Origin of the sequence: Vibrio sp. T3Y01 (assembly GCF_013114525.1) — a bacterium.
Classification (GTDB): domain Bacteria; phylum Pseudomonadota; class Gammaproteobacteria; order Enterobacterales; family Vibrionaceae; genus Vibrio; species Vibrio chagasii_B.
In genome coordinates this window covers 231724-252849 of sequence record NZ_VTXJ01000006.1, presented here as the reverse complement: position 1 = coordinate 252849, position 21126 = coordinate 231724, and the positions used below count along the sequence as shown (strand labels likewise).

General features: G+C 44.9%; 21 protein-coding genes. 9 read left to right on the top strand and 12 right to left on the bottom strand.

What is annotated here, in order from left to right:
• Positions 1 to 159 precede the first annotated feature (159 nt).
• Positions 160 to 819, top strand: coding sequence for a porin family protein (locus F0232_RS09065; RefSeq protein WP_105058083.1), 660 nt, complete (start codon positions 160 to 162; stop codon positions 817 to 819).
• A gap of 134 nt (positions 820 to 953) precedes the next feature.
• Here the strand turns inward: F0232_RS09065 and F0232_RS09060 are convergent, their stop codons facing one another.
• A complete protein-coding gene (locus F0232_RS09060; RefSeq protein ID WP_105058084.1) occupies positions 954 to 1997 on the bottom strand; it encodes an endonuclease/exonuclease/phosphatase family protein in 1044 nt (347 codons plus the stop codon).
• A 192-nt stretch (positions 1998 to 2189) separates the two neighbouring features.
• Here F0232_RS09060 and bla point away from each other — a divergent pair, with 192 nt between their 5' ends.
• The 6 genes from bla to F0232_RS09030 all read left to right on the top strand — a co-directional run bounded on the left by bla (position 2190) and on the right by F0232_RS09030 (position 9653).
• Complete coding sequence (bla, locus tag F0232_RS09055) at positions 2190 to 3053, top strand: class A beta-lactamase (protein WP_061031100.1); 864 nt, start codon at positions 2190 to 2192, stop codon at positions 3051 to 3053.
• A 244-nt stretch (positions 3054 to 3297) separates the two neighbouring features.
• Positions 3298 to 5193, top strand: coding sequence for an extracellular solute-binding protein (locus tag F0232_RS09050; RefSeq protein ID WP_105058085.1), 1896 nt, complete (start codon positions 3298 to 3300; stop codon positions 5191 to 5193).
• A gap of 12 nt (positions 5194 to 5205) precedes the next feature.
• Positions 5206 to 6294, top strand: coding sequence for a microcin C ABC transporter permease YejB (locus tag F0232_RS09045; RefSeq protein ID WP_061031098.1), 1089 nt, complete (start codon positions 5206 to 5208; stop codon positions 6292 to 6294).
• Positions 6295 to 6325: 31 nt separating this feature from the next.
• Entirely contained in the window at positions 6326 to 7348 is a 1023-nt protein-coding gene (locus F0232_RS09040) for an ABC transporter permease (protein WP_017068487.1), read from the top strand.
• A 9-nt stretch (positions 7349 to 7357) separates the two neighbouring features.
• Complete coding sequence (gene yejF / locus F0232_RS09035; protein WP_105058086.1) at positions 7358 to 8977, top strand: microcin C ABC transporter ATP-binding protein YejF; 1620 nt, start codon at positions 7358 to 7360, stop codon at positions 8975 to 8977.
• Positions 8978 to 9104: 127 nt separating this feature from the next.
• A complete protein-coding gene (locus tag F0232_RS09030) occupies positions 9105 to 9653 on the top strand; it encodes an RNA-binding S4 domain-containing protein (RefSeq protein WP_105058087.1) in 549 nt (182 codons plus the stop codon).
• 122 nt (positions 9654 to 9775) lie between these two features.
• Here F0232_RS09030 and F0232_RS09025 read toward each other — a convergent pair whose 3' ends face one another.
• Entirely contained in the window at positions 9776 to 10669 is an 894-nt protein-coding gene (locus F0232_RS09025) for a LysR family transcriptional regulator (protein WP_105058088.1), read from the bottom strand.
• Positions 10670 to 10776: 107 nt separating this feature from the next.
• On the opposite strand from F0232_RS09025, the gene F0232_RS09020 reads away from it, so the two are divergent.
• The gene (locus F0232_RS09020; protein WP_105058089.1) at positions 10777 to 11739 is read left to right on the top strand and encodes a nitrilase family protein; all 963 of its coding nucleotides are present in this window, start codon (positions 10777 to 10779) and stop codon (positions 11737 to 11739) included.
• A gap of 155 nt (positions 11740 to 11894) precedes the next feature.
• Here the strand turns inward: F0232_RS09020 and F0232_RS09015 are convergent, their stop codons facing one another.
• From F0232_RS09015 to F0232_RS08970, 10 genes are all read right to left on the bottom strand, one after another.
• The gene (locus F0232_RS09015) at positions 11895 to 12338 is read right to left on the bottom strand and encodes a F0F1 ATP synthase subunit epsilon (protein ID WP_004741161.1); all 444 of its coding nucleotides are present in this window, start codon (positions 12336 to 12338) and stop codon (positions 11895 to 11897) included.
• A gap of 14 nt (positions 12339 to 12352) precedes the next feature.
• Positions 12353 to 13738 carry a F0F1 ATP synthase subunit beta gene (gene atpD / locus F0232_RS09010; protein WP_004741162.1) on the bottom strand — a complete coding sequence of 462 codons (1386 nt, stop codon included), beginning with the start codon at positions 13736 to 13738 and terminating at the stop codon, positions 12353 to 12355.
• Positions 13739 to 13780: 42 nt separating this feature from the next.
• Positions 13781 to 14650 (bottom strand): F0F1 ATP synthase subunit gamma, encoded by an 870-nt coding sequence (gene atpG, locus F0232_RS09005; RefSeq protein WP_061031083.1) that lies wholly within the window; start codon positions 14648 to 14650, stop codon positions 13781 to 13783.
• A 46-nt stretch (positions 14651 to 14696) separates the two neighbouring features.
• Positions 14697 to 16238 carry a F0F1 ATP synthase subunit alpha gene (atpA, locus tag F0232_RS09000; protein ID WP_105058090.1) on the bottom strand — a complete coding sequence of 514 codons (1542 nt, stop codon included), beginning with the start codon at positions 16236 to 16238 and terminating at the stop codon, positions 14697 to 14699.
• A gap of 8 nt (positions 16239 to 16246) precedes the next feature.
• Positions 16247 to 16798 (bottom strand): F0F1 ATP synthase subunit delta, encoded by a 552-nt coding sequence (locus tag F0232_RS08995; RefSeq protein ID WP_004741165.1) that lies wholly within the window; start codon positions 16796 to 16798, stop codon positions 16247 to 16249.
• Between the two features lie 11 nt (positions 16799 to 16809).
• Positions 16810 to 17280, bottom strand: a complete 471-nt coding sequence (locus F0232_RS08990; protein WP_004741166.1) for a F0F1 ATP synthase subunit B — start codon at positions 17278 to 17280, stop codon at positions 16810 to 16812.
• A gap of 55 nt (positions 17281 to 17335) precedes the next feature.
• A complete protein-coding gene (gene atpE / locus F0232_RS08985) occupies positions 17336 to 17572 on the bottom strand; it encodes a F0F1 ATP synthase subunit C (protein ID WP_004730405.1) in 237 nt (78 codons plus the stop codon).
• 47 nt (positions 17573 to 17619) lie between these two features.
• On the bottom strand, positions 17620 to 18390 hold the full coding sequence (gene atpB / locus F0232_RS08980) for a F0F1 ATP synthase subunit A (RefSeq protein WP_017060838.1): 771 nt from the start codon (positions 18388 to 18390) through the stop codon (positions 17620 to 17622).
• A gap of 1 nt (position 18391) precedes the next feature.
• Positions 18392 to 18793: a hypothetical protein gene (locus F0232_RS08975; protein WP_061031080.1), complete on the bottom strand. Its 402-nt coding sequence runs from the start codon at positions 18791 to 18793 to the stop codon at positions 18392 to 18394.
• 757 nt (positions 18794 to 19550) lie between these two features.
• On the bottom strand, positions 19551 to 20435 hold the full coding sequence (locus tag F0232_RS08970; RefSeq protein WP_105058091.1) for a LysR family transcriptional regulator: 885 nt from the start codon (positions 20433 to 20435) through the stop codon (positions 19551 to 19553).
• A gap of 157 nt (positions 20436 to 20592) precedes the next feature.
• Here F0232_RS08970 and F0232_RS08965 point away from each other — a divergent pair, with 157 nt between their 5' ends.
• Positions 20593 to 20991, top strand: a complete 399-nt coding sequence (locus F0232_RS08965; RefSeq protein ID WP_004741170.1) for a RidA family protein — start codon at positions 20593 to 20595, stop codon at positions 20989 to 20991.
• The last annotated feature ends 135 nt before the right edge of the window (positions 20992 to 21126 follow it).

The following is a 21126-nucleotide window of genomic DNA, read 5'->3' as shown; positions in this document are numbered from 1 at the left end:
CACACTTTGTTAAACGGTAAATCGATTTCTAAATGGGGCGTCGGTTGGCTCAACCCGTTTGGCTAAAGTGGAAAGCTGCCGCAATAGTCGGCAGCTTTTTTATACATTGACCAACGTGATATCAAAGCTGTTGGTTTAAAGACTCAAGGTAAAATGAAGATGAATAAATCTCTATTGAGTGCAGTACTGCTTCTGTCGTCATTTACAATTCACACGGCATCAGCATCAGATAGCGGCTTTTATCTAGGCGGCGCAATTGGTTCATCAGACATTGATGATGACGGCCTCGTATCTAAAAGTAATTCAGCTAAAACAGCGACATTTGAGGCGAAAGACCATACTTACCGCGTTATCGCTGGTTATAAGTTCAATCGCATTGTTTCAATTGAAGCTCAATATACAGATTATGGCGAAATCGAGGCGCATAACCCATATATGAATTTTGCTCGTGAGTACAATTTTAGCTGGAAGCCAAAAGTGACTTCTATTGGGGCTAATTTGGGTTACACATTTGCAAACGGCTTGCGCCCATTCGGGATTATTGGGCTATCACACGTTGACTTGAACTTAAAGACTAGAAAGCCATCTCTTTCTGAGCTGAAAGCGGATGCTGATACAGGGGTTCGTGTTGGTCTTGGCCTAGAGTTCACGCCACCAAAAGCGCCTGCTTTCAGTATGCGTTTAGGATACGAAGCTGATGTGTTTGATGCAGAAATACATGAGAGAAGGTTTAAAGGCTGGTCTGTGGAAACAAATAAGACTTATAAAAAGACAGTGATCTTGGACTCTTTCTACTTAGGCGCGATGTACACCTTTTAATCTATTCTGTTTTGCCTAAAAGAAAGTCTATTTCCAAAAGCGAGTCCATTTCTAAATGGGGCGTCGGTTGGCTAAACCCGTTTGGCTAGGCTAAAAAGCCGCAGTGTTTGACTGCGGCTATTTTATGTCTAGCGTTAGGCCTCGCGGATATGAGCGGTGACGGAAACGACAGCGTGATCGGTACTGAATTGGTCGTGTTCGAAGCTTGGGTTAATTAGATGGTGATCGAGCACGGTATAGTTTGATATCTCCATTAAACTCGAAGAGTTCTGGCAGTCAAATTCGTTCGACATCAAAATGTAGTCCAAGACAGAGCCTGATGCGCCGTAATAGTGTGTCGGTTTACGTTGTCCAAGTAAGTCTTCTTCGTGTAATTGATGGTAGAGATCCCAACTGTCTCTCAATCTAAAGTGAGAAAGCCAATGTTGGCTGGTTTCATCTCGATTCAACGAATAGCTCAACAGCCCTTTGAACTCATCGTTGAATAGAGGCTTGTTGAAGTCGCCCATCAACACAACGGGTTGGTCGGTTAGGTAGCGTTGATTGGTAATGTATTGGTGTAGCAGTTGAGCTTCTAGGCCGCGTTGAACACTCGATAGCCAAGAGCCTAGTTGTTCCTGGTGAAGTTTAATCAGTGTATCGCTTTGTGGCTTTTGTTCTTCTGAACGGCCGCTGGTTTTTATCGGCTCGACTTTGGGCTCTGTTGGGCGTTGTGACTTAAAGTGCACGACATAACAATCGGTTGAGCCTAAGTGAGGCAGTTCAATGGTGGCGTGAACAGGTGTTCGGTTGAATGAAAAATTGTCACCAAGGTTAAAGGCGGCAAGTAAGCTCGAATCCGGTGTGACTGGCTGGACATTTTCAATCGGGTAACGGGAAGCAATACCTACTACAGGGGAGGTGTATAGATAATCATCTTCAACGTGTGCACTATCGACCACGGCAAAGTAGGGGTAACCCAGTTCATTCATTAGCTGCTGTAAAGATTCTGGGCTGAAGATCTCTTGAAAGCCAATCACATCGCAACCTGTTGAACGAATCGCTTCAGCAATCCAATGCTGTTTCTTTTGCCATTCATCGAGGCTGTAGATGTTCTCAAAATCATAATAAGCATTCGGCGGCTCAAGGTAGTTCAAAAGGTTGAACGTCGAGAAGGTTACTTGGTTTGGTTTGTTCAAGGTTGAATCCTATTGAAATCACTCTTTTAAGGATATCTAAAATATGGAGATATTGTTCGTATTTAGTCAGTTATTTTCATTTGATCTAGCGAAGGTCGTCGCTTTCTGCTTAGATTCTCTCCATTCGATGCGGTTAAGGTATCGAGTTTAATTTTCTCTACGATCAATCGGTCGTTTTCTTATGGTTTCACTATGAAAAAATATACCTCTCTCGCTCTTGTATTGTTGAGCGCCTTTTTCTCTGCATCGTCATTGAGTCAATCCCTTAAGCCTGAATCGATTGAGCAAATTGAATCTCGTGTTTCGGTACGCATTGGTGTGGCTGTCTATGATTCTGCGACCAAGAAAGCGTGGAGCTACAAGGGCGACGAACGTTTCCCGATGATGAGTACCTTCAAAACTCTGGCTTGTGCGAACCTTCTTTATGATGCTGAAAATAAAGGGCTAGATTTGGACTCAAAGGTCAACATTAAGTCTGAAGACCTCATTGTTTGGTCTCCAGTGACTAAAGAGCTAGTCGGTAAAGGTATTTCACTTAGAGATGCGTGTAGCGCAACCATGACGATGAGTGACAATACCGCCGCAAATATTGTGCTAGGTGGAATAGATGGACCCAATGGCTTAACTCAGTTCCTGCGTTCTATTAGAGACAGCAATACTCGCCTTGATCATTTGGAGCCAGAATTGAATCATGCTCGACCTGGTGATGCTCGCGATACCACAACACCGAATAGTATTGTGATGACGTTGAATGAGTTGATGTATGGCGATACGTTGTCACAAGCGTCTAAAGCGACGTTAAAAGGCTGGATGATGGACAATAAAGTGTCTGACGGAATGTTTCGTTCTATCTTGCCTAGTGGTTGGAATATTGCGGATAGATCAGGGGCGGGCGCTTATGGTTCTCGCGCAATCACGGCTATTGTGTGGAGTGAACATCGAGCTCCGTTGATCATCAGCGTCTCTCTCACAGAAACTGAATTCACTCTCCAACAACGTGACAAGGTGATTAATGAAGTGGGTCAACTTATCTTTGACACGTATCTGGTGCAGTAGTTAATAGTGCAGTAATCCTACACAATCACGCGCTAGCCACAGGTTCAGCCATAGCGCTAGCGCGTGACATTTCTTAGAACAGTCCCGAGTAATTTGTAAATAAAGCGTAAGACTTATGGTGCTGATGGTTTTATTAGTTATTACATGATGTTAGATTTGATTCTATACTTGTTTTAACGGCATGCATTCAAAGCCGACAAATCAAGCTGAATATTGAATTCATGACATTTGAAGGGAGAGTCAAATGGGAACAGATCTTCGACGCAAGGCCTCGCAGCGCACTCAGTTTTTCAGGTTAAAGTTAGCCTCATGTGCAGTTATGCTGCCGCTTATTGCTCTACAACCCTCCGTTACTTACGCATCCGATACCGAATCCACTCCCGCTGTCACTGTTATTGAAACCACACAACTGGTTGGTTTTGGTGAAGCAAAATACCCAGCCAACTTTACTCACTTCGATTATGTTAATCCGAATGCGCCTAAATTCGGCAAAGTGACCTACGGCAGCATTGGTACCTACGATAGCTTTAATCGATTCGGCTCCCGCGGTGTTGCCGCTAGTTATTCCGGTGAAATTTACGATACTTTGATGTTTTCACCGAGTGATGAAATTGATGCCTACTATCCATTGATTGCTTCCAAAGTTCGTTATGCGAGTGATTTCTCTTGGATGGAAATCGATATCAACCCGAATGCTAAATTCCATGATGGTCAGCCCATCACAGCCCATGATGTGGCGTTTACCTTCATGAAATTTTCGACAGAAGGTGTGCCTCAATATCGTGTGTACTACAAAGACATCGAATCCGTTACTGCGGTTTCTGACTTGGTTGTTCGTATCGAGATGAATAATCCTAACCGTGAGAAGTTGTTTAGCTTTGCTCAAAGCACTCGCGTGTTACCAAAGCACTTTTGGAAAGACAGAAAACTCTCTGAGCCGCTAAGTGAACCGCCAGTAGGCAGCGGTCCTTATAAGATCATCAGTTATAAGTCGGGTCAAAGTGTTACCTACGGCCTTGATGAAAACTATTGGGCTGCAGATTTGCCCGTTAACGTGGGTCGCAATAACTTTAAGGAAGTGCAGTACGATTACTATCGTGATGACACCGTGATGTTAGAAGCCTTTAAAGCAGGGGAGTTTGATCTACGAACAGAGAACTCAGCCAAGTTCTGGGCTAACTCTTACACAGGCGCAAACTTTGACAAAGGCTATATCGTCAAAGAAGAGATCAATCACGAGAAGCCAGAGTCGACCCAAGGCTTTGTCTACAATATTCAATCTCCGGTGTTCTCAGATCCTAAAGTTCGTGAAGCGTTAACGTACGCGATGGACTTTGAGTGGATGAATAAGAACATGTTCTACGGCCAGTACAAACGTACTCGTAGTTACTTCCAAAACACTGACTATGAAGCGAAAGGCTTACCAAGTGAAGACGAAGTGGCGTTGCTGTCTCAGTACAAAGACCAGATCCCACCGCGAGTGTTTACGGAAGAATACCAACCGCCAGTTACCGATGGCAGTGGCCGTATTCGCAGCCAAATGCGCACGGCATTCAAACTGCTGAAGGAAGCGGGTTGGGTGCTGAAAGACAAAGTAATGACAAACGAAAAGACTGGCAAGCCAATGTCGTTTGAGTTGTTGATTTACAGCCCAACGACGGAGCGTATTGCTACACCTGTTCAAAAGAACCTCAAGCGAATGGGTATCGAAATGAAGATCCGTACGGTCGATACCACGCAATACATCAAGCGTCTGCGTGATCGAGATTTCGACATGGTCTCTTCATCGTTTTCGCCAAACCCTTATCCAAGCCCGAACTTAATGATTGTTTGGAACTCTAACTACATTGATTCTACTTACAATACAGCAGGTGTAATGGATCCTGTGGTGGATGCGTTAACTGAAGAAATCGCACGCAACCAACAGAACCCAGAAAAGCTCCTTACGCTAGGTCGCTCTCTTGACCGTGTGTTGCAGTGGAACTTCTACAACATTCCTCAATGGCACGTTGGCGAATATCGCGTGGCAATGTGGGACAAGTTTGAGCGTCCGGATGTGCTGCCTAAATACGATTTAGGTATCGATACATGGTGGATTTCAGAAGAGAAGGCGGCATTGCTTCCTGAGAAACGTCGCTAGGAGTTAGTTAGCATGGCTGCGTATATATTTCGACGTTTGTTGTTGGTGATCCCCACGCTGTGGGCGATCATCACGATTAACTTTTTCATCATTCAGATTGCGCCAGGCGGGCCTGTAGAGCAGGCTGTGGCGCAATTAGAAGGGCATAACTCTGGTATTATGGAGCGCTTTTCTGGTGGTGGACAAGAGGTTGATTTAAGCGAGAGTGATCAAGCGTCTGCCAGTGGCTATAAAGGCTCACGTGGGCTGGATCCGGAAGTGGTTGAAGAGATCAAAAAGCAGTTTGGTTTTGATAAGCCGATTCACGTTCGTTACTTTGAGATGTTGAAAAACTACGCGACTTTTAACTTTGGTGAAAGCCTGTTTAAGGGCGGTAATGTTATCGATTTAATCATCGAGCGCTTGCCTGTATCTATTTCTCTGGGGCTTTGGAGTACGTTAATCATTTACGTGATTTCGATACCTCTGGGCATTATGAAGGCGATACACCACGGCTCTCGTTTTGATATTTGGTCGAGCGCGGTGGTGATTGTCGGTTATGCGGTCCCTGGCTTCTTGTTTGCTATCATTCTGATTATCTTGTTTGCCAGCGGTAACTACTTCAGTTGGTTCCCTTTGCGAGGGTTAGTATCGAGTAACTTCGACCAACTCAATTGGTATCAGCAAATCGGTGATTACTTCTGGCATTTAGCTTTGCCTATTTTCGCCATGGTGATCGGTGGTTTTGCCACGCTCAGCATGCTGACCAAAAACTCCTTCCTTGATGAAATTAACAAGCAATATGTGGTAACGGCACGAGCGAAAGGTTTGGACGAGAACAGTATTCTCTACAAGCACGTTTTCCGTAACGCAATGTTGATCATTATTGCCGGTTTCCCAAGCGCATTTATTAGTATTTTCTTCACGGGTTCTATGTTGATTGAAGTGATGTTTTCACTTGAAGGCATTGGTTTACTTGGCTTTGAGTCGACCATTCAACGTGACTATCCCGTGGTGTTCAGTTCTCTCTATATCATGACCTTATTAGGCTTGGTTCTGAGCATTATCTCCGACCTGACTTATACCTGGGTTGATCCTCGAATTGATTTTGAAGCGCGTTAATGGCGAACGAATAACAAGGTATTGATAATAAATGTTTAACAACCCTTTAGCTGAAGCTCGTTGGTTACGTTTTAAAGCAAATAAGCGTGGTTTTATCTCCCTTTGGATATTTACCATCTTGTTTGGCTTGAGCCTGTTCGCTGAGATCATCGCGAACGATAAGCCATTATTGGTTTCTTATGACAATCAATGGTTTGTGCCTGTCATTAATGAATACGCAGAGACAGAATTCGGTGGGGAGTTTGAAACCGAAGCCGACTATAAAGACCCGTATGTAATCGACCTCATTGAAGAGAGTGGCTATATCGTATGGCCTATCATTCCTTTTAGCTACGACACTATCAACTTTGATATCGCAGGCGCGGTACCATCGGAGCCTGACTCGGTTAACTGGTTAGGGACAGATGACAAAGGGCGAGATGTGTTGGCTAGAATTATTTACGGCTTTCGTATCTCGGTACTCTTTGGTTTTGTTCTGACGATTGTTTCAAGTGTCATTGGTGTGGTCGTTGGGGCGACACAAGGTTATTACGGCGGTTGGGTTGACCTGTTTGGGCAACGTTTCATTGAGGTGTGGTCTGGAATGCCGACCTTGTTCTTGCTAATTATCTTGTCGAGTTTCATTGAGCCGAATTTCTGGTGGTTGCTGGGGATTATGGTGCTGTTCAGTTGGATGAGTCTGGTGGGTATTGTTCGCGCAGAGTTCTTACGTTGTCGTAACTTCGACTATGTACGTGCGGCACAAGCGATGGGCGTGGATGATAAACGCATTATGCTTCGTCACATGTTGCCGAACGCTATGGTTGCGTCCCTAACTATGATGCCGTTTATCTTGTCTGGTTCGGTGACCACGCTGACGTCGTTAGATTTCTTGGGCTTTGGCCTTCCTGCGGGTTCGCCTTCGTTAGGCGAGCTTCTGGCGCAAGGTAAAGCCAACTTACAAGCGCCTTGGCTTGGTATTTCCGCATTCGTTGTACTTTCTTTGATGCTTACGTTACTTGTCTTCGTCGGTGAAGCGGTACGTGATGCCTTCGACCCACACCAACAGAAGTAAGGATAGGTTATGACTTCAAATACAGCTCCTGCTTCTCCAGTTCTAACCATAGATAAACTGTCTGTGGGTTTTGGAAGAAAGAAGGCGATAGAGCAGGTAACACACGATGTTTCGCTCGAGATATACAAAGGGGAAACACTGGCGCTGGTGGGAGAGAGTGGCTCGGGTAAATCGGTGACGGCTAACTCGATCTTAAAGCTACTGCCTAAAGGCTCGTCGCATTACTTGAGCGGAAAGATTAACTTCTCTGGTAGCGACATCTTGAGTTGTTCTGAGAGGCAACTGCGCGGTATTCGTGGTGGTCGCATCGGGATGATCTTCCAAGAGCCGATGGTGTCACTGAATCCGCTTCATCGAATCGGCAAGCAGTTGGTTGAAACCCTCGCTATTCACCGCGGTATGCGCACCAATAAAGCGCAAGCCTTGGCGATAGAATGGCTTTCTAAAGTAGGTATCCGTCATCCAGAGCAAAAAATATTAGCCTATCCGCATGAGTTATCTGGAGGTGAGCGTCAGCGTGTGATGATCGCGATGGCACTGATTAATGAGCCAGAGCTGCTTATTGCTGACGAGCCAACGACTGCACTGGATGTGTCGGTGCAAGCGCAGATCCTTGACCTGCTAAAAGACCTGCAGCAAGAGCTTGGCATGGCGATGCTGTTTATCACCCATGATTTGAGTATTGTTCGTAAGATTGCCGACAGAGTAGCGGTAATGAAAGATGGTCGTCTTGTCGAAAGCAACGACTGCCAGACACTGTTTAATGCGCCAGCTCACCCTTACACACAAAAGCTAATCAATTCAGACCCGAAAGGCTTGCCTGTGCCTGTGTCACCCGACAGCAAACCGCTACTCGATGTAGATCAACTTCGAGTTTGGTTCCCGATCACGGGTGGCCTATTTAAGCGTACTATTTCGCATATAAAAGCGGTCACTGATATGGAATTCACCCTTAAGAAAGGGCACTCAATTGGCTTAGTGGGCGAGAGTGGTTCGGGTAAGTCGACTACAGGTATGGCGATATTAAAGCTGGTGGAGAGTGAAGGTTCGATCACTTATGAAAGCGAGCAGCTTCAAGGGCTAAACCGCCAGCAGATGCTACCATTTCGAAGCCGAATGCAAGTCGTCTTTCAAGACCCATTCTCAGCGTTGAACCCAAGAATGTCGGTGGCACAAGTGATTGGTGAAGGCTTACGAGTTCATCAACAGCTGGATGAGACCGAATTGGATCAACGTATCTGTGACGTGATGAAAGAGGTCGACCTTGACCCTGAAACACGTCACCGTTACCCAAATGAATTTTCGGGCGGTCAAAGACAGCGCATTGCGATTGCGCGAGCACTGATTCTGAAGCCAGAGTTTATTTTGTTAGATGAGCCTACATCTTCACTCGACAGAACCGTTCAAGCGCAAGTGCTGGATCTGCTGAAGTCACTACAAGAAAAGTACGATCTTACGTACCTGTTCATCAGTCACGACCTGAACGTCGTCAAATCCCTATGCCATTACACCATAGTGATGAAAGCGGGTGAGGTGATTGAGAAGGGTGACACCGAGACGCTGTTTAGCGCTCCTCAACACGAATACACCAAACAGTTGGTGAGCCTCTCGAACGTGGGTGGCGTGTAAGTCGCCAATAGAGGCACTATTCTTTATAACAAGGGCGATCAGGTTGAATTCAACATGGTCATTTAGTGGTTTTACGATTACACTGCGCCCAATATTTCAGAAGTACATATTTTAGGTAGAGGTCACTATGGACCAAGAACATTACGAAGACGCTGACTACGAAGGTTACGAGCACGGCGAAGAAGGCGAAGAGATTGAAATCGAGGCGATTGGTGTCGATGTATCATCTCAGCCAATTGAGCTTTACAAGGTGTTCAAGATCGCGAACATAGTGAGTGGCGGTGGCGAAGCCAAGCATGTCATCTCTGAAGGCTACGTTGCGGTGAATGGCGAGCTGGAAACACGTAAGCGCCGTAAAATGTACGATGGTGACTTCTTTGAGTTTAACCAAGAATACTATGTAGTGTGCTGTGACCAGCCAGTACAAGAAGTAGAAGATAAACCAAAGAAAAAAGAAGCGGCTAAGAAAGACAACAAGTCGAAAAAAGGCCAGTCTAAAAAGGGTTCAAGCAAGAAAGAATCACAGCGCAGCACTGCAGATATGCTAAGCGCTAAAGCTGAACCTAAGAAACAGAAAAAAGAGAAGAAGAAAGAAAACAAGCCGAAAAAGAAAGCGGACACGCCAAAGCCAACACGTGACGACAAAAGCGGCCGTAATTCGATTGAGTTCTTCTAATTTACAGCTTTAAACTGCTGGTCTGAAACTCTTTTATAGCTTATTAGCAGCGCTAAATGTGTCTTTAGCGTTGCCAGATACTAAAAGGCTCACTCTGATAGTGAGCCTTTTTTGTTTGAAATTCAGCGTTTGGCATCAATTTCGCTTTGCTTCGCCACAAAATCTACAAACCTATCCCTGAGTGGGTTCTCACTCTCTCCATTCCATATCAATCCGACAGGCCAAGTGGCATGTTCACCTTGTAATGCAATGAATTCAACTTTGGTGTTGCTTATCTGCTGTGCGCTGCTCGGTACTATGGTAAAGCCAATATTGGCCGATACTAAGGCTAGCAAGGTAAGAATATCGTCAGCTTCTTGTGTCTTTGATAGCTCGATATTATTGGCGATGCAATATTGCTGGATCTGTTTGTCTAGTCCGGGTCCACGATGTTGGGCGAGCTTTAGGTAAGGCCATTTCGCTAACTCAGAGATAATCAGAGCTTTGTTTGGCGCTTGCTTGAGAAGATCTTTGTGAATGGCAATCACAAGGGAATCATCGAAAAGCGTTAGGCTGTTTAGAACGGATGAATCGGGGATACGATTGAAGCTGATATCGAGTTCGTGGCTCAACAGCTCATCTTTTTGCTGCTTAGAAGGGGTGTCATTTAAGGTGACGTGAACCTCTGGATATTGCTGTTTGTAAGCCGCAATAAGCTTAGGTGCCTCATGATAAGTAGACACGCCAAATCCAATGTTTAAATGCCCCTCTGTCCCATTGACCACCGAGCCAGAAAGCTGCTGAAAGGCTTGCATTGAATCGACCAAGCGTTGGGCTTCTGCCAGTAAGGTTTTGCCCGCATGCGTCAGCTCTGCGCCATTTCTGCCGCGGGAGAACAGGCTCGCCCCAATATTGGATTCAAGCCGCTGAATCTTTTTGGTGAGTGCCGATTGAGTAATGTAGAGCTGCTCTGAAGCCAAACGATAATTTCCCGACTTAGCCAGCTGACAAAATGCCTTCAGTAAATCAAATTCCATTCCAAGTGCTCATTGAACTGCGAATATCTTTCATTATATGGAATTGAAGCGATTTTTTATACTGGCTCCATACCAAATCGGATAAAGCGAAAATTTGAGGACGAATCATGAAAAGAGACATCAAAGTAGCATCGGTTCAGTTTAACCATCATGCCGGCGACAAGGCGTACAACTTATCGGTGATTGAGCATTACGTTCAACAAGCGGCGGACAGTGGTGTCGAGATCATCAGCTTCCCAGAGATGTGTATTACTGGCTACTGGCATGTGTCTGCTTTGTCGCGAGACGAAATAGAAGCCCTCGCGGAGCCAGTACCGAGCGGTGAATCCACTCAACAGCTGGTTGCACTAGCAACACGATTTGGAATGAGTGTTGGTGCGGGCTTGATAGAGCAGGGTATTGATGGTGAGTTATACAATACGTATGTGTTCGCGATGCCAAATGGTGAGGTACAGAAACATCGCAAATTGCACACGTTCGTAAGCCCATATATGAGCAGCGGCGATCAATACACGGTGTTCGATACGCCCCACGGTTGCAAAGTCGGGATCTTGATTTGTTGGGATAATAACTTGGTTGAGAACGTTCGAATTACCGCTTTGAAAGGTGCCGATATATTGATTGCACCACATCAAACGGGCGGTTGCCACTCGCGTAGCCCCAATGCGATGAAGCGAATTGACCCAGATTTATGGTTAAACCGAGATGAAAACACAGAGGCGATTCGTGCTGAAATGCAGGGCAAGAATGGGCGCGAATGGCTAATGCGTTGGTTACCGGCAAGAGCGCATGATAATGGCATGTTTGTGGTGTTCAGTAACGGTGTTGGCGTTGATATGGATGAAGTAAGAACGGGCAATGCGATGATCCTAAGCCCTTATGGGGAGATCATCACAGAGACGGACAGCGTTGATGACGATATGGTGGTTGCGGATTTGAAAGCGCAAGAGTTAGAGATGTGCACCGGGAGACGTTGGATTCGTGGTCGCAAGCCTGAGCTTTATCATTCACTGACGCAGCCGCTCGGACATGAACTGGACCCACACCAAGCGCGTTTTGCAGAGAAATAATGTTGAAGTTGCTGGTGGAGAAAGTGAGTGAATCAAGCGAGTGATTAATGGGGAAGTGGGGAAGGGATCGGTCTTTAGCTCTTAATTTAGTCTCCCCACTTAAATCGTTTTTAAGTGGGGAGACTATCTACACTGGGATAAGCAATTGCCTATGTTTAGTGGCGAGTGCGAGACGAAGTAAGATCCGCAGCTCTAAGTTGAGCAATCGCTTTTGCTAGTTCAAGCTGAGCTTGTGCGAAGTTAACGTCTACGTTGCCCTTATTGATGTTTTCTAGAGCAGCGTGTTTAGCTTCTTCAGCGCGAGCGCGGTCAATGTCTTTTGCGTGCAAAGCGGTATCGGCCAAAACCGTTACCACATCCGGTTGAACTTCAATCATTCCACCAGACACATAAAGTACTTCATCTTCTGCTTTTGGGTCGGTGACAAACACCGTCACGCCCGGTTTTATTTTGCTAAGAAGCGGGGAGTGACCGGGACGAATCCCGAGTTCACCATCTGCTCCAGAAACGGCTAGGGCATATGCCGGCCCTGAAAACAGCGTACCTTCCGCACTTACGATATTAAGTTGAAATGTATTGTCTGTAATTCCAATAGCCATGATGCACCTACCTGTTAGAGTGATTTCGCTTTTTCAAGCACTTCGTCGATAGAGCCACAGTACAAGAATGCTTGCTCTGGAATGTCGTCGTATTCACCATTTAATAGACCTTTGAAGCCTCTTAGCGTTTCGCTGAGTGGTACAAACACACCTTTCTGACCGGTAAAGACTTCCGCTACGTGGTAAGGCTGAGTTAAGAAACGTTCAATCTTACGAGCGCGAGATACGACCTGCTTATCTTCTGTAGAAAGCTCATCCATACCAAGAATCGCGATGATGTCTTTTAGCTCTTTGTAGCGTTGCAGCGTGGTTTGAACCGTTTGTGCAATGTCGTAGTGCTCTTGGCCTACGATCAGCGGATCCAATTGACGTGACGTTGAATCTAACGGGTCAATCGCAGGGTATAAACCCAGTGCCGCGATGTTACGAGACAGTACAACGGTCGCATCTAAGTGAGCAAAGGTTGTTGCTGGCGATGGGTCAGTCAAGTCATCCGCAGGTACGTATACTGCTTGGATAGAGGTGATAGAGCCCTGTTTTGTTGACGTGATGCGCTCTTGAAGTACACCCATCTCTTCCGCCAATGTTGGCTGGTAACCTACCGCTGAAGGCATACGACCTAATAGCGCAGATACTTCTGTCCCTGCAAGCGTGTAACGGTAGATGTTATCGATGAATAAGAGTACGTCACGGCCTTCATCACGGAAGCGTTCAGCCATAGTTAGGCCAGTAAGCGCAACACGTAGACGGTTACCCGGTGGCTCGTTCATTTGGCCGTAAACCATGGCAACTTTGTCTAGTACGCCGGCTTCTTTCATTTCGTAGTAGAAGTCGTTACCTTCACGAGTACGTTCACCTACACCGGTAAATACAGACAAACCTGAGTGAGCTTTGGCGATGTTGTTGATAAGCTCCATCATGTTGACGGTTTTACCTACACCGGCACCACCAAACAGACCAATTTTACCACCCTTAGCGAATGGACAGATAAGGTCGATAACCTTAACACCTGTCTCAAGCAATTCAGTGCTGTTAGCTTGTTCTTCATAAGAAGGGGCTTCGCGGTGGATCTCGTAGTTCTCTTTTTGGCCGATTTCGCCACATTCATCGATAGGTTGGCCAAGCACGTTCATGATACGGCCTAGTGTTTCTTCACCGACTGGAACTGTGATTGGAGAACCTGTGTTTTCAACAGTTAGGCCACGACGTAAGCCGTCTGATGTACCCATCGCAATACAGCGAACAATGTTGCCGCCGAGTTGCTGTTGAACTTCTAATACCAGCGAGCTTGCTTCGTCGCTAGTGACTTTCAATGCATCATAAACGCGTGGGCTGTTATTGCCGCTAAACTCGACGTCGACCACCGCGCCGATCACTTTTACTATTTTTCCAACACTCATGTGTAATTCCTCAAATTCTATTCTGACCCGCTCTTCCTGCCCTTAGACAGCTTGAGCACCTGAGACGATTTCACTCAGTTCTTGGGTAATGGCAGCTTGTCGTGCCTTGTTGTACACCAACTGCAAATCATCGATGAGCTGACCAGCGTTGTCGGTAGCGGCTTTCATGGCTACCATTCGTGCAGCTTGCTCACAGGCGATGCTCTCAACGATGCCTTGATACACTTGAGATTCGATGTATCGGTGTAACAGTTCAGAGAGTATGTCTCTTGGCGCTTGTTCATAGATGTAGTCCCAACGACGCGCTTTCTTGGCTTCACCGTCTGCCTCTGAGTCAGAAGGGTGGGGTAGAAGCTGTAAAGTCGTTGGAGCCTGAACCATGGTGTTAACGAACTGGTTGTAGACTAAGTACAAGCTGTCGATTTTGCCTTCGTCATAGTGACCAAGCATCGCGTTAACCGTACCTAAGATGTCTTCTAACTTTGGTGCGTCACCTAGGCCTGAGGTTTGTGCGATAACATTGCCGCCGCGTTGGAAAAATGAGATAGCTTTTGAACCAATTAAGGTGGTTTCTACCTCAACGCCTTTAGCACTCCATTGCTCCATTTCTTCCAGCACTTTCTTGAACAAGTTGGAGTTCAAGCCACCACATAAGCCGCGGTCAGACGAAATAATGATGTAAGCCACGCGCTTAGGTTCACGCTGTTGAAGGTAAGGGTGCTGGTATTCCAGCGACCCTGATGCAACATGGGAGATAACCTTACGCATGTTTTCGGCATATGGTCGCGTCTGCGTCATGTTGTCTTGAACCTTACGCATCTTACTTGCCGCGACCATTTCCATTGCACTTGTGATTTTCTGAGTGTTACTAACACTGGCTATCTTGGTGCGAATTTCTTTAGTACTTGCCATAATCTGCTCCTATTTGTTTTTGTTTCCAGCTAACAAACCGGAGCACTTACCAAGCTTTCATCCCAACAAAACCTTCTAGAATCTCTTTAAGAGCGCTATCGATTTCGTCGTTGTAATCACCTGTCGCGTTAATCTTGTCGATCAGCGCTGGGTTTTGAGCTTTGGCGTACGCGATCAGCTCTTCTTCGAAGCGGGCTAGGTTGTTTAGCTCAACGTCGGCTAAGTAGCCTTTTTCAGCCGCGTAAATCACAGTAGCTTGATCTGCAACCGACATAGGGGAGTACTGCTTTTGCTTCATCAGTTCAGTCACACGCTCACCATGGTCAAGTTGCTTGCGCGTCATCTCATCCAGATCAGAAGAGAACTGAGCGAATGCCGCCAATTCACGGTATTGAGCCAGCGAAGTACGGATACCGCCAGATAGCTTCTTGATGATCTTGCACTGGGCAGCACCACCCACACGAGATACCGAGATGCCTGGGTCAACGGCTGGACGTAAGCCTGCGTTAAATAGCTGAGTCTGTAGGAAAACCTGACCGTCGGTAATCGAGATTACGTTGGTTGGTACGAATGCCGATACGTCACCCGCTTGAGTTTCAATGATAGGAAGCGCGGTTAATGAGCCTGTTTGGCCTTTCACTTCACCGTTAGTGAACTTCTCTACATACTCTGCATTGACTCGTGCTGCGCGTTCTAGCAGGCGTGAGTGAAGGTAGAATACGTCGCCAGGGAAGGCTTCACGACCCGGTGGGCGTTTAAGTAGCAATGAGATTTGGCGGTATGCGACTGCTTGTTTGGATAGGTCATCGTAGATGATCAGTGCATCTTCACCACGGTCACGGAAGTATTCGCCCATGGTGCAACCCGCGTAGGGTGCTAGGTATTGAAGCGCTGCTGATTCTGATGCTGATGCGACAACCACGATGGTGTTTTTAAGTGCGTCGTGCTCTTCGAGCTTGCGAACCACGTTAGCGATGGTTGACGCTTTTTGACCAATCGCCACATACACACATTTAATGCCTGAATCTTTTTGGTTGATGATGGCATCGATTGCTAGTGCCGTTTTACCTGTCTGACGGTCACCAATGATCAGTTCACGTTGACCACGACCGATAGGCACCATGGTATCTACCGCTTTGTAGCCAGTCTGAATTGGCTGGTCTACAGACTTACGTTCAATTACACCAGGGGCAATCACTTCTACTGGGTCAAGACGGTCACAACTTACGGGACCTTTACCATCAATCGGCTCACCTAGGGTATTTACTACACGGCCCAGAAGCCCGTTACCTACAGGTACTTCCAAGATACGCCCAGTGCCTTTTACTTTCATGCCTTCAGAAAGGTCAATGTAAGGGCCCATTACCACCGCACCAACAGAGTGGGTGTCTAGGTTAAGTGCAAGTGCGTATTTGCCGCCAGGTAGTTCAATCATCTCGCCTTGCATCACATCTGCAAGACCGTTGATGGTGATGATGCCATCACGAACCGATACGATAGTGCCTTCGTTGCGAGCTTCAGTGCTCACGTTAAATTGCGAGATTCGTTCTCTAATTAGATCACTAATTTCATTTGAATTTAATTGCATTTTATTACCTATCTCGCGTGAAGTTGATTAGCTAATCGGCTTATTGATGTGTTCAATGAACCATCGATAACGGTTTCACCCGCCTTGATGACGATCCCACCGACCAGTGAGTCGTCAATCACCTGTTCTAATTCAACCTGACGCTCTAATTTCTTCTCAAGTGCAGCCGTTAATGAGGTAACTTGACCTGATGTAAGGCATTCTGAGCTGGTGACAGTGACAGGAATTACACGTTCATGTTCGTCCTTCAGCTCGCTGAACAAGCTAAACAAGTCTTTTACGACGGAAAGGCGACCATTCTCAGCCAACACTCGAATTAGGTTGATAACGTGTTCATCAACCAACCCTTGGCAAACGTGAATGATGAGATTGGCGAGCTGTTCAGTTTGTTGGGCGCTTGCCCCTTCTGCTGAGATAATCTGATCAGCGATCGCCTCTTCTTCCGTTACTGCCACAAGAATCGAAAGCATCGAGTGCCACTCTTGTAACTTGTTTTCACCCAAAGCAAAGTCGAATGAGGCTTTGGCGTAGGGATGAGCAATATTGGTGTAATCTGACATACTGCCTCCGCTTACAGTTCGCTAATGAGTTGATCAACTAACGCTCGGTTCGTTTCTGAATCTAGGTTTTTGTTGATCAGTTTCTGTGCACTTTGAATAACAGCGTCTGCCATGTCTGCCTGAAGTTCACGACGTAACTTTTGACGCTCACTCTCTAGTTCGGCTCTGCCTTGCTCTAAGATGCGAGCTTTTTCTTGCTCGGCTTCTTCGTGCGCTAAGCTGATGATTTCATTGCGGCGTTTTTTGCCTTGTTCAATCAGTTCAGTGACGTTGCGTTTTGCATCTTCGACCAGTTGTGCGCCATTGGATTTTGCTAGTTCTAGCTCTTTCGCTGCATTCTCTGAATGGCGTAAACCATCAGCAATTTCTTTTTGGCGCTCGTCTAACATTGCGGTGAGAGGGGGCCATACATATTTCATGCATAGCCAAACAAAAATCACGAATGAGATTGCTTGCCCGAACATGCTTGCATTTAAGTTCATACCTTCCTCGCTAAATCTTGATTAATTACAAATCGATCTTTTCAAAGCTTTTTGATTAAGCCACGGCGAAGATGATGTATAGACCGATACCAACACCGATCATTGGTACTGCATCCACAAGACCCATCATGATGAAGAATTGAGTACGAAGCATTGGGGTAAGGTCTGGTTGACGAGCAACACCTTCAAGGTATTTACCTGCCAAATTACCAATACCTGACGCTGCACCTGCCGCACCTAAACCAATCAGTAATGCACCTGCTACATATAAAACTGCGCTTACGATATCCATTTGTATCTCCGATAAATAATTTGTTAGTTAAATTTTTTAGTTATTAATTAGTGGTGTTCTTCTGTTGCCATACCTAAATAAACAACGGTCAGTACCATAAATATAAATGCTTGCAAGAATACGATTAATATGTGGAATAGTGCCCAAGGAACACTCAGTGCCCATTGCATCCACCATGGCATTAATGCGATCAGAATAAATATCATCTCACCTGCATACATGTTTCCAAATAATCGTAAGCCTAGTGATATAGGTTTTGAAATTAATGTTATTAATTCAAGAACTAAGTTAACAGGGTATAAAAGAGGGTTATCAAATGGCTGCGTAGTAAGCTCTTTGATAAAGCCTTTCAATCCTTTATTTTTAAATGTATAAGTCAACAGTAAGATAAATACACCGAGTGCCATCGACATTGGAATATTTACGTCCGCCGTTGGTAGATCTCTAAAGTGTTCTAGACCCATTGCACGACTTAATGCTGGTATGAAATCTATTGGTAATAAATCGACCGCGTTCATTAACAACACCCAAACAAAAGTGGTTAATGCCAGTGGCCCTATTAATTTATCCTCCGCTTGAAAAATCTCTTTTACTAGGTTGTTTACAAAATCAAATATCAGTTCGATAAAACATTGAAATCGACCTGGAACACCGCTGGTGCCCTTAGTCACTACGTATCGAAAAGCTCCAATAAACAGTAAACCCGTAATCCAAGATACCAACATCGAGTCGATGTTGAACGCCCAGAAACCATCACCTGTAGTTAAGAAGGTTAAGTGATGCTCTATGTATTCGTGAGCGGTAGTTACTTGATCCATACTACACGTACTCCGATCTTGTAGAGGCAGTAATAAATGGTGTTAAGAAGTACCCAACCATAGTGAGAATATATGCGTACAATATTACTGGGTTATCCAATTTGAAAAACTGGAACGCCAAGATAAACATTAAGAACGTATAAGTTATTTTCACGACACGACTCATTTGCATTAAGTCACGTAAACTATAATTAGGGTTCTTGCGCACCTTTAGGCTTGCATATATAAAACCAAACAGCGGAGGTAGCATCGCAATAACGATACCCAAAGCCGACGATTCCATATCTACTTTATTACCAAAAAACACTTCATATAAAACTACACCGACGGCTAATACTACTTGGCAGAGAACAACTCTTTTAGCAGCAACAAGAATGTCACCACTTATCCCATTAAGCCTCATAATAAAACCTTATATTTAACAGTGTAAGCTCATATAAAACACAGTTTGAATATGTCTTGCTACTCGCATTTACTTGTTAATAAAACTTTGCTTGTTAACAAAGAGATAATCTTACTGGTTTTATATCTCCTGACGAAATAGAACGATATAAACTAATTCGCTCTCGTTTCGACAAAATATAAACTACGCCTAAAATTATGTGATCAAAACGACAAATATCGACATCAATAATTCCATTTTTGAAATGGGTGTTTTCCATTTATGAAAGTAATAATTCTGTCACTATAATCATGAATATTTCAGATGATTTACTGATAACTTTAATTATTGATAACTGCTCGAATAAATCAGGGTCAAGCCAAGTGTGTTTAAGGTAATCAATTTATATTTTTCAGACACTTAAATTAACTTTTCATCAGAGTTAGAGTCGGACTCTAGATGTGTTAATTCATCACTATTTGGTTATTTATAGGGAGCGGCGTGCGTTTATTAACGCAGAAATATATATTTTTTATTTATTACTCATGAAGCGTGGAAAAACTGTGTTACATCAATGGTTATCCGCATTTTTGTTACTCATCGAGGTATTTATGGCCGGTTAGATTGGATGGTAAGGGGAAGAATTGAGAGTGTTAAAACCGTTTTTATGAAGTTCAAACTCCACTTAAGAGCTTGTTGATAGTGGTTGATGCGGCCAGATAAAGCGTATTTTGAAGCAACAAATGGCAGTGCAGCACTGCCATTTGCTAAACCTTGTTTATGAAGCTTCATAGCTCAGATATTGAATACACAAGTCATGAAAAGCTTGCGCTTGGGGTGAGATAGTACGGTCAGACAGTCGGAATATTCCAATTTGTCGCTGTAACGGCGGGTCGATCAAAGGAATCCACACTAAACGTGTTTCATTGGTTGGAAAAGCAAGCTTAGGCAGCGTGGTTACCCCAATGCCTAGTTCCAACACTGAAAACAGAGAAGTAATGTTCTCTACGGAATACAGGGCTTGTTCGCTGAGCATACGTGCAGGTGTTGGATCGAGTAGGGTGCAAGTCCCGTTACGAATGAAGGGCTGTTTTAACAGAGTTTGCCATTCGATCCCTTCAGGTTGAGCGGCGATAGGGTTGTCCTTTAAGCAGACCACACCGATAGGATCGGAAAGAAGTGGGGTGAAGTCGATACTCTCTTCTTCTAAATGGGAGGTGTTGCCTAGGGCGACATCTACTTCTCCAGAGAGTAATCGTGCTTCTACACCTGCCGCATTATCATCAATCAAACTCACTTCTACATTCGGGTATTGCTCACAAAAGGCCCCTAACACGCTAGGGATCAATTTGGCTGCCACCGAAGGCACGCTCGCTATTCGAACTCTTCCTTGTTGCCCAGCCGCCGCTGCACGTAAGTCGTTGTCTAATGCTTTGTAAACATTCAAGAATTGAATGATTTTTGGTAGGCATATTTCACCAAAAGGTGTCAGTGTAGATTTGTTGCCTGTTTCAAACAGTGGCTGACCAAGTATCTTCTCAAGCTCTTTTATTGAAGTAGACAGTGCCGCTTGAGAGCGATTTGCTCGGTGAGAGGCGGCACGAAATCCACCTTCTTCGACCACTAAAACAAAATGTTTTAACTGTTGTAGCTTAATACTCATGACTTCGATCCCTCTCTAGCCCTTGCTATATCTTACTTTTTGTAAGGTGATAGATTTTATTTATCAAATGCACAAAATTTACCGTTAGATTTATCAGGCGTCAAGGTGCAGTATTTAACTATCTTGAAACATAGTTGTTACAAAGTTGGATGAAATCGTGAACGCACAAACTAAAAAACACCCAGTAAAAACCGCTCTTTTTGCTTCAAAAGCACCACTAGAGTGGGCAATCGTTAATAACGGCACTCTATACACGGCTCAGATTCCAATTGATGAAACGGGCGCAGTAGTAGAAGGCGGTATTGAAGCGCAAACGCGTCAGACTTTTAACAACCTTGTTCATACCTTGGAGTGTGCAGGCGAATCGATGGATTCTGTGCTGCAGGTTCTGATTTACGTGACTGACCGTGAATACCTGAAAACGGTAAACAGCGTATACGGAGAATACTTCAACGCACCTTATCCAAATCGTGCAGCAGTCGTTGTTGCAGGGCTAGCTAGAGAAGAGATGTTGGTTGAGTTCGTGGTTTATGCATCGGCGTCTCAACCTGAATAAATGGACTGTGAACTGAGGCAATTTGCCAATCAAAGCTGTTTGTCTACGCAGATCTTTACTGATACAAGCGAATAGTTTTACGTCTAGATACAAAATCAATACTTATTCTCTATATAAATTAACAATTTATTAATT